Source organism: Methanomicrobia archaeon, from assembly GCA_011049045.1.
Lineage (GTDB): Archaea > Halobacteriota > Syntropharchaeia > Alkanophagales > Methanospirareceae > JACGMN01.
The window spans coordinates 18,829-27,263 of the sequence record DSCO01000014.1 but is presented as its reverse complement, the minus strand read 5'-3'; the positions used below and the strand labels follow the sequence as shown (position 1 = coordinate 27,263).

Sequence of the window (8,435 nt, the reverse complement as noted above, 5' to 3'; positions counted from 1 at the left end):
GTTTCAATCCTTATTTTAGTGGATCAGTCTCTTCGACCGCGCCGATTTTTGCTCCTTTTGCCCTTTTTCCCTTATTACAACCGTTCTTTTTTCGACTGCTTTTTCACCTATCATCTTTATTGCACGCCTTATAAATACATGCCCCCTTGCGGCTCAAGCGGATGCGTGATTACGCAAGCGTCTAACCGTCCCGAAACCGCGTGAGACTGACTTCCCGAGCCCGAAATAATCGGGTATCGCGAAATTGACCATGAACTCGCCCAGGAACCCGATGAACGGCGTGCCTTTTACCTCGCACTTCAGCTGCCGCAACCGCCCGAGCTCATGCTTGATCGCCTCCAGCACCACGTACTCCAATCCTTTCGATGCCGATAAGATATTACCGATAAGCGTGCGCTGTAAAAGCTCCCGCCGCTCTTGCCTCTGTGAGTCTACATACCGCTGGTAGTTCTGCTGGCTTAACGCGATCCAGGGCTTAACGAACTCGTAACTTACAAGTTCAGGCACGATGCCGAAGTTTTCCTCCTTGATTGTGATGCCGCGCTCGACGATTGTGTAGGTGCGATCACCTAACCTGAGCTCGTCGTATTTGTCATAGATCTCTTTCAAGACCTCCGCGCCATCGTCTATACCTAAAACGAGCGCGGTGCCATCCACAATCTTGTATTGGATTCTCGGATACGTGTAAAGCAGCTTGTCCACCTCAATGTGGTGATGTAATAAAGTATATTCGGTGAACCGGGTGGCGAAGAAACCCCTCAGTTTCGTGGCGTCCTCTTCTAACGGTCTATCAGACTTCAAGGTTAGACTAAGGGTTTTGAGGGGCATGGGATCACCTCTAACAGATTACACAACTTTTATCTTCTCCCCCAATCTTCTCTATATCAAATCCATATTCCTTTGAGTAAGGAATTTTGCAAATTATATATTTCCTATTAGTAACCTCTTCTGATAGATCAAAACCTTCCTGTCCTAAACTTGAATACCACCAAAATGGTACTTTTACTTTATATTTCTCTATAACTCGTGGCAGGTCCTTAATTTTATCCCAATACTTCTCTGGGATGACATCTATGGTTGGATAACTTTCTTCTCTTAGCTTAATTATATTGCCGCCGCCATCTTCCTTTATGCCACGGATCTCCCATGGTGTTCTCCCAAACAAGATACAATCCATAAATTCATCCCTCAAATTCGTTTTTCTCAACCCTACATTGACATATACTTCATCGCACCACTCTTTAATCGCGCGATATGAGATAGGCATATCTCTAATGACCCTTGAGGTTCTTTCAACAAAATCCTCCATTTCTATATCTTTCCTTTCTGTGTAGTATGGTTTATGGTCCTCTGGTTCATAGAGGTATAATATGTGCTTATTTTTGTGGTCTCTACCTTTACGGTTCAGTCTGCCACCTCTCTGCCCTATAGCGTCAATCGGTGCAATTTCCGTGTGCATCACGTCACAAGATATATCAACACTAATCTCAATTACCTGAGTAGAAACAATTATCCAGGGTCTTTTGTCTTCTAAATCCTTTATTTCACTTTCTTTATTCCATCGATCGTAAAACGTAAACTGGGAATGAAGTAAATACAGATTATACTTTGGAATCTTATCGCCCAATAATCTGTAAATTTTTTGTGCCCTTTTTACCGTGTTTAAGATGATTATTTGGTTTTTACAGCCATTATATAATTCTTCAATTCGATCTAGGTGATCAAAGATAAGGGAAGATTCTCTTTGAAGAATAAAAGGATTGAAATCCATACCTTCCTCATCTTCTATAAGTTTATATCCGTTATTATCCAATCTTCTAAGAATAAACTCTGGTAATGTTCCGCTCATGGCAATATGTGGTATATGTAGCTCTTTGAGTATGTCAAAGCAATCAAGAATATATCGAAGCGTGTGATTCTCATAATAATGGATCTCGTCAAATATTACCACGCTATTAAGAATATTACCCAATGCGAAATCTGCCTGTTTATACCCATGTACAAGCGAATAGATTAAGTGATCAATTGTCGTTACAATAACTGGTTTAGAAAAGACTTTTTCATCATATACCAGCGCACTTACATCATCTATTTCCAAATTATTCTCTTCACCGTGGATAAATCTACTCATACCATGATATATCCCAACGTTTTCCTCACCAAAGACCTCTTTCATTCGATCATACATAGCATTTGAAGTAATCTGCGTTGGTAGAGCAAATATTATCAGGTTTTTCTTATAATTATTGAGTATAGTTAATGCAGCAAGCAAGGCGCCCTCTGTTTTTCCTCTCCCACATGGTGCTGAGATGATACCGTAATAATCAATATTCATAGCGTCTTTCTGATAATCATAGAGGGCATATTTGTTCAATAATCGTTCTTCAGATAACCTAAACAGATCCAGCGAATAATTAATCTTATCCAATACTTTTTGTTCGATGACAGAACCGTAAATCTTCTCGTGCTTTAACTCAGCACTTTCACTAAAGTTTTTACTTGCCTTTTGGTCACAATGTTTTAAAACGGATAGCACCATACAATAGACTGCTTTAGTCTTCGTATCTTTATTGTAGCCGTTTTTAAGATGCCTCAACTCTTTTCTTAGAATCTGTCGCATAAGATTAAAATGTGACAGATATTCTCGTTCCTGATACATTGGGCTGTTTTTAAGGATGAACAGATCTGAGAAAAGTTCTTTATAGGCTATTTCATAAGAATTTATGTGTTCTTTAATATGGTTATTCATACAATAAATTACTTTAGACTTTAAGTTGGCGTTATCGAAGATTTGATTGTATAATTGGCTATGATGTGAGAGAATAACCAACCTTAGAAGGCTATTTAGATCGTCCGGGAGGTCTGAATTTATGAAAGGCAACCCAAAGAATGCATGTGAAGCTGAAGCAGTTGATTTATTATCCTTTATATTCTGTTGGAAATCCTTTGTGAGTTTACCTATATCATGCAGATATACAGCAAGAAATAGTATGTTGCACAAAATATCGTACCCAAAATTAAAGTTTTTACAGAATTCTCTGAGAACATTTTGGTTTTTGATAATGTAATCTCTCAGAATTAACAAAGAGTCGGTTATGTGTCCATCAAAGGTTTGACAAATGCCATCATCTCGCCTCTTAGCGATTAGTTCAGAAGGCAACATAATCATTAGCCACTTTAAAACACTTTATGTGATTCGTCAATTTGAGTTTTTTACCTGGAAGAGGCGCTGCAACGATCGCGTCCTCCCTTGAATAATCTCTTTTTTTCTTATTAATTTTGTTGAATCTATAGGGAACTCTACCCAAAATTCTCGTTTTGTCTATTGGTATTACTTCATCGGTCATTCGCACGATTGAGTCTAATTCATCGCTTTCTGTCTCCGCTACCTCGATAGGTTTTTCATCCAACAAAGTGATAACTACGAAATCGTCGGACCCTCCGATGTACAAAGGTCTTGTAGGATTTTCAAGTGCATTTTTCAAAGCTAAAAGGTCTTTTGTCTCCCCCAAGACATATACAAGGCATTTGATAGGGGTTATATATTCTTTTATAAAAGGTGCGCTTGTACTCTGTGGTATTCTCATCCATTCATAAAGCTCTCGTTCTTTTTTATCAAGAATATCCAGATTGAAGCCGTGTTCCTCCAGTTTGTTCATCAGTTCTTTTCTCTTCTTGGAATCTGCAGGAGGTTTCAATTTCTTCATCAGAACCATGTCTTGAAAACGCTCCGGAGTGCTTACCGGTTTGAGACTAATTTGTAGATCTGCCAACTGTTGATTGTAATCATCCCTTCCCGTCTCAAGGTCTCCGAGTCCTAATGCATTTGCTAAAAGTCCTCTGATAGTAGTATAGGGCGGGAATGGATACGATAGAATGGTTATTGCCGAGAACGGCTTTCTGAAATTGACGAGATACGGTGTCTCCAATTCAAACCGTAAACACTTCATTCTATTTAACTTCGCTAATAACTTGGTCAATAGCTTCTGTTGGTGTCATGAGTTTTACATTATGCGAACTCAGAACCTCTTTTATATCGTCTTCGTTATCAAGTGTGCCAGAAAGAAGTCCTGCATAGATAGTTTCGTCTTTTAATGCCGTTAACACTTGATCCAACCGCTCCACATTCAACTTTCTGCCATCTTTTAGTTCGATAGCTTTTTGCAAAAGGTGATTATACCGACTTTGTAAAGCGATGAGGAGCAAGTTTGGAGTGAAGTCTGTTAAAACCCTTGCTTGCTTGGAATAGTCGGAAAGGTTCTTAAAAGCTTCTAGCGCCAGTTTCAGTCGTTCGTTTTTCTCTTTTTCATCCTCGACTTTCGCTTCGAATTTTCTATGCCTTTTTCCGTCGCTCTCTTCAATTACCTCTTCTACACCAATCTTTGCTAGATCGATAGACATTCCTGCTTTATAGATATTTACACCAAGCTCGACATTCACTATGTCTCCACTCAACTTGCCTGCTTCTTGCTGAGGTTTTCTCCTCGTGAGAAAGTCGATTGTTAGATTATCATTTAGCGGCAGTAATCCCATGGCAGGTGACATCTTTATCGGCGAAACTCGTATCTGTGCACCCTGTTCCTTCAAAGTGGTCAGAAAACCGAATAGGTCGCATAAAATACAGCTCTCAATAGCACCACAAGTTTCTCCCTTATCATTTGCCACGCAATACTTATCTGAGCTGACCAAGCGCCTGATACCTTCTTTTAAATAATATCGCATCGCCTGACCACTGACGTACGGATAGTCTACGCCTCCTTTTTTGTACTTCTTCAAGTCGACCAGATTGCTTCCGCCAATTCCCGCATTAAGATTCGTCAAATCGGTCTCCGCTAACCACACAGCACTTATTGCTTTTTTCTCCATTTTAACTACCTCCGGTATTTGAAACATTACGAGACTTATTATAGGCTTTATATTTGATTATACCGAGATAAACACTTGCGTATACCAGAACAATGTCCTTAATTTCGTCATAGTTATCTTTGTACTTGTTGATTAAATCTACCAGATTTGCTAGTGGCTCAGTGTAAACTGGCTCTTTCTCCTTCTTGCTAATGCTTATCGCTCTCAAGCCTATGTTCTTCAACTGCTTAATAAACTCCTCAACATTTCGTGTTCGATCGAGTTGGTAGAGATCAGAGATATAATCATCTGCAACATTGCCAATCACTTGTCCACTCTTTCTCATAACATCCATTTCATCCTTTTCAAACTGCACCATCTTTACACCTCCATTTGTAAATTAAGTAATCCAAACCCTCTTTCGAGGTGCTCAATCGGCAGTTCTGCCTCATCTGAAAAGCTTTTGAAAAAGTCTTGAAATCGTCCATAATGATGCCTCTTGATAATAAATATTGATCCTCTCTTATTAACCTTTGAATGATCTCTCTTGATACACCTTCTTTTAGAGGGAATGCAAATGAGTGACTTACGAAGTCAGAATATGGCAACAGCTCTTCAAATATCGTTTTAAGCCGCTCGATATGTGGGATATGGATCTCTTCGAGGTATGTAGATTTGGTCTGATAGGTTGCCTCCATGCCTTTTATCTTAAGTCGCATCCAACTCTCGCAGAAAAGTGATTCGTGTTCGTCTATCTCCCCGATTTTCTCCCACATTTGCTCAAAAAGAGCTAATAACAGCGAATATTCATCCTTCGTATATACCTCTCTTTTCTCCCCATGAACATTATCGAAAACCGAGACTACATTTGAGTAGGGGTGTTGGGTTAGTGCTCTTCGGAGCTTATTTTTAAATATGTGTAGTTCTTTGATGTTTTCTATTTTTGGGAAGAGTAGATAATGTGTGAAATTTGCATAGTCACATGCAAATGGAATATCATCCAACCATTCGACCGCCCCTAAAAATGCACAGAGTACACAGCAATGATATTCAGATTCCATCTTCCTTACACCGCATTGACTTTTCAAACTCCCTGTAACAACTGGATAAGTAGTTTGTGATACTTGAAATAATGTATTTAAACTATTACCACAAATATCACAGGTTTTTGATCCTTCCATTTGTGTTATAAATAACTCATAAAGATATTTAATGATTTCTTTTTTAACATCAAAAGCTTTTTTCTCTTTCTTTTCATGTTTCTTCTGGCGCTCACTGATTTTCAATGCTAAAAATGAAACATAACGTCCTCGGTGCATTGTTGGAAGATAAGCTCTATTTTTTTCAACAATTCTCCCTGTTGCTTTCTCGGAGGTTTGATACCTCAATTTAGAATCAACTAGCCGTTCGATTCTTTCCACTAATTCGTCAACTTTTTCATAATTTAAAGGAGTAAAAGAAATTCCACCATCCCATTCAACAGCAATACTCTGTTTCTCGAGTAAATACCCTAAAAATTCTACCGCGTTATCAAACCACCAATCATGATATTGTTGTATTTGTATCTTCTCACTCATTTCATTCTTTCCACAATCCTCTTTATTGCTTCAATCATTCATCCACCGATCCTCACTCACACGCAAATGTTCCGGTACGTGCAGTCCACGCACCTTGTCTTATACTTCGTTCCCTCAGGATAAAAACCTTGCTGTATTATCGCTAGTACCTCGTTCGCCTGCGCGATCGCGCGCTCGAAATCCTTCGCGCTAAGCCCCACTTCTTTCACCAGATGGTTGCTCCGTGTGTAACAGACAAATCCCCGATTCACCGTCACGCCGTACGTTTCCGCAATCAGCAGTGCGTAGAGCGCTGATTGATATCGGTGCGTTCGATACACCCGGTCTTTGAACTCCGCGAACTTGTAATCGAGCGGCGCTGCAGTGCCATCCTCTAAAAACAAAACCTCGTCCACTTCACCCTTCAGGTGGTACTTCTGCGAGACCAGAAAGACCGCGAGCTCCTTTCGCACGCACTTCAGCTTCTTCCGCAGGTACTCCCGGTTCGTCTTCTCACGTGCCTCGTGCAGCGCCCGGCCCTTCAGGACCTTGTATCGTCGCTCCTCGTGCTGCGGTATCCCCAAGCAGTGCATGAAATAGATGAAACGCGGGCAGAAGAGGTACTCCATTACGTCCGAGACGGTAATGAACACCTCTGATTCTAACTCCACTTCAACTATCGCGTTCATTGCTCCTCAGAAGACCTTCGTGATCTTCTTATCGCTCACCAATTCCTTATCAAACCCCTCGCCGATTAGCTCTATCTTCTTGAAGCATTCATCGCACATCGGAAAGACGAAGACCGAATCAGCTTCTTCGATGAGCTCTTCACATTCTAAGGCGAGCGAATCCGCTTCATTGCGGTTCAAATCACCCAGAAACGCGCTCTTCTGCACCCGGTAGAGCCCGTAGCCCTTACAGCGCCTCGCTACGGAACCACGGACCTTATTGTCCGTGATGTCATAGATCACCCAGACTAGCATTCTCTTAGCCCTTTCCTATTAGCTTGTTTGCTATTTTGTGGCACTCAAATTGAATGGTATTCTTCATCTTGATGTTTCGCCCCTTATACTGTATCGTCTTCTCAAAGGTTTCATTCAATGCCTCGATCAGCACCGCCTTACCCTCTTTGTTCAAGCTCATGCCGTTCTCGAGCTTATCAAAGTATTCCTCTTTCACCCTTCGCTGAGTGAACAGATGAACCACCGTCTCATCTGCAAATGTCCGGAATAGCTCGATAATATCGAATACCAGTGATTTCTTGTTGTAGTTGTCCGTATGGAGGAAGCCGATGTACGGGTCCAACCCCGCAATGATACACGCCTTTTCCACCCTTGAGTAGAGCACTCCATAGGCGTAGTTCAACATAGCGTTAAACTCGTCCTTCGCCGGATTCCTGCTCCTCGCCTCGAATTTAAATTTCTCGGGAAGAATCGACGAGAGTACGCCAAAATAGATCCTTGATGCCATGCCCTCGAGCCCTAAGATCGTTTGCCGTTTCTCTTCCACTGTGCCCTTCAAGCCCTTCAAGCTCTCTTTCAAATCGTCCAATTCCTTAATACGGGCTTCTAAATCCTCTTTCTTCTCCGCTCTCGTTTTCTTCAGTCGCTTTAGTAACTCTACCTGATTATCAACCTTCTGAATGCCCCAGCTCTTGGCCAGATTGAGTCCTTCTGCCTGTTCATATAGTTCCAGTTGCTTTCGTCTTATCAGCGTCGTGCTTCCGAGCTTGGAGTGCCATACTCGCCCGTAAGGATCCCCATACGAATCGAGGAATACAATGTCGATGTTGTTATCCACCGCGAACTTTATAGCGTCCGTGGAAATGTATGCCGCCGTGGTGATCAAAATGCTGTCAATTTTATTCACCGAAACCTCAAAAATCTGATCCTCTTTCCGCACTAAAAAACAGTTCCCCTTCTTCCTCAGGTAAGAGCCGTAGGTGTTAATGACCAACTGCATTTTTACCACCGTCTTCTATTATGTCAGTTTGATGTCTAAACTATATGCCGTAATGCAATATCACGTTAATGC

The 8,435-nt window shown here is 41.2% G+C and carries 9 protein-coding genes; all 9 read right to left on the bottom strand.

Translation table 11 applies throughout. The features are described 5' to 3' along the window. Positions 1-153 precede the first annotated feature (153 nt). From ENN68_01285 to cas1, 9 genes are read right to left on the bottom strand one after another with little or no spacing between them, the layout of a single operon-like run. Positions 154-828: a hypothetical protein gene (locus tag ENN68_01285; GenBank protein ID HDS44728.1), complete on the bottom strand. Its 675-nt coding sequence runs from the start codon at positions 826-828 to the stop codon at positions 154-156. A gap of 10 nt (positions 829-838) precedes the next feature. Then, positions 839-3,169, bottom strand: coding sequence for a CRISPR-associated helicase Cas3' (gene cas3 / locus ENN68_01280; protein ID HDS44727.1), 2,331 nt, complete (start codon positions 3,167-3,169; stop codon positions 839-841). Beyond that, positions 3,150-3,950, bottom strand: a complete 801-nt coding sequence (gene cas5, locus ENN68_01275) for a CRISPR-associated protein Cas5 (protein HDS44726.1) — start codon at positions 3,948-3,950, stop codon at positions 3,150-3,152. The genes cas3 and cas5 overlap by 20 nt, the downstream gene beginning before the upstream one ends. 1 nt (position 3,951) lies before the next feature. Then, the gene (cas7i, locus tag ENN68_01270) at positions 3,952-4,866 is read right to left on the bottom strand and encodes a type I-B CRISPR-associated protein Cas7/Cst2/DevR (protein ID HDS44725.1); all 915 of its coding nucleotides are present in this window, start codon (positions 4,864-4,866) and stop codon (positions 3,952-3,954) included. Between the two features lies 1 nt (position 4,867). After that, entirely contained in the window at positions 4,868-5,224 is a 357-nt protein-coding gene (locus ENN68_01265) for a hypothetical protein (protein ID HDS44724.1), read from the bottom strand. After that, positions 5,211-6,422: a hypothetical protein gene (locus tag ENN68_01260; protein ID HDS44723.1), complete on the bottom strand. Its 1,212-nt coding sequence runs from the start codon at positions 6,420-6,422 to the stop codon at positions 5,211-5,213. The genes ENN68_01265 and ENN68_01260 overlap by 14 nt, the downstream gene beginning before the upstream one ends. A gap of 56 nt (positions 6,423-6,478) precedes the next feature. Then, positions 6,479-7,090, bottom strand: coding sequence for a CRISPR-associated protein Cas4 (gene cas4 / locus ENN68_01255; GenBank protein HDS44722.1), 612 nt, complete (start codon positions 7,088-7,090; stop codon positions 6,479-6,481). A gap of 6 nt (positions 7,091-7,096) precedes the next feature. Further along, entirely contained in the window at positions 7,097-7,384 is a 288-nt protein-coding gene (cas2, locus tag ENN68_01250; protein HDS44721.1) for a CRISPR-associated endonuclease Cas2, read from the bottom strand. A gap of 4 nt (positions 7,385-7,388) precedes the next feature. Next, on the bottom strand, positions 7,389-8,363 hold the full coding sequence (gene cas1, locus ENN68_01245; protein ID HDS44720.1) for a CRISPR-associated endonuclease Cas1: 975 nt from the start codon (positions 8,361-8,363) through the stop codon (positions 7,389-7,391). Between the last annotated feature and the right edge of the window lie 72 nt (positions 8,364-8,435).

Bases quoted from the DNA above. Each gene is read 5' to 3' on its own strand.
- ENN68_01285 (HDS44728.1), bottom strand. From the start codon at position 828: ATGCCCCTCAAAACCCTTAGTCTAACCTTGAAGTCTGATAGACCGTTA.
- cas3 (HDS44727.1), bottom strand. From the start codon at position 3,169: ATGATTATGTTGCCTTCTGAACTAATCGCTAAGAGGCGAGATGATGGC.
- cas5 (HDS44726.1), bottom strand. From the start codon at position 3,950: ATGAAGTGTTTACGGTTTGAATTGGAGACACCGTATCTCGTCAATTTC.
- cas7i (HDS44725.1), bottom strand. From the start codon at position 4,866: ATGGAGAAAAAAGCAATAAGTGCTGTGTGGTTAGCGGAGACCGATTTG.
- ENN68_01265 (HDS44724.1), bottom strand. From the start codon at position 5,224: ATGGTGCAGTTTGAAAAGGATGAAATGGATGTTATGAGAAAGAGTGGA.
- ENN68_01260 (HDS44723.1), bottom strand. From the start codon at position 6,422: ATGAGTGAGAAGATACAAATACAACAATATCATGATTGGTGGTTTGAT.
- cas4 (HDS44722.1), bottom strand. From the start codon at position 7,090: ATGAACGCGATAGTTGAAGTGGAGTTAGAATCAGAGGTGTTCATTACC.
- cas2 (HDS44721.1), bottom strand. From the start codon at position 7,384: ATGCTAGTCTGGGTGATCTATGACATCACGGACAATAAGGTCCGTGGT.
- cas1 (HDS44720.1), bottom strand. From the start codon at position 8,363: ATGCAGTTGGTCATTAACACCTACGGCTCTTACCTGAGGAAGAAGGGG.